General features: G+C 51.8%; 1 protein-coding gene. It reads right to left on the minus strand.

Features of this window, described 5'->3' with window-relative positions; translation table 11 throughout:
• The coding region (locus tag ACH63V_RS18130; protein WP_396464327.1) for an Ig-like domain-containing protein at positions 1 to 504 on the minus strand (504 nt) is incomplete at both ends.

A 504-nucleotide genomic window follows, 5' to 3' on the forward strand; every position in this document is an offset into this window, starting at 1 on the left:
CTGCTGGGTCAGTCGCTGTCGCAGTCACTATTTGACCATCAAGCAAGTCACCTGGGTTTGGCGCTGTCCACTTACCATCAGGGCCTGCAACGACTGTTGCTGTTGTGCCATCAGGGAAGCTCACAGTTACTGTTGAACCTGGTTCTGCTGTACCTGTGATTGGATTAGTCGCATTGATTGGATCAATCACTGGTGCATTTGGTGCTGCCGTATCGACAGTCACGATGACATCTGCCGGGCTGCTGATATGACCTTGTGAATCCACTGCTTGGGCATGGATGGTGATTGGGCCATCTGCTGTCACAGGAATCGCTGCGGTGATATAGCCATTCGTCAAGTCAGTTGCACTGACAGTGTAGTCAGTGCCGTTAACGTTCACGACAGTGCCCACCACTGCATCTGGACCCAACGCAACACGGGCATCAAAGCTGCCGTCTGCGCCAAGTTCTGCTGCATTGATGATGCCATCAATGTTTAAGTCATCAGGTACTGTAATCGCACCAA

Source organism: Acinetobacter sp. ABJ-A23_2 (genome assembly GCF_044538765.1).
In the GTDB taxonomy this organism is placed as follows: domain Bacteria; phylum Pseudomonadota; class Gammaproteobacteria; order Pseudomonadales; family Moraxellaceae; genus Acinetobacter; species Acinetobacter nosocomialis_A.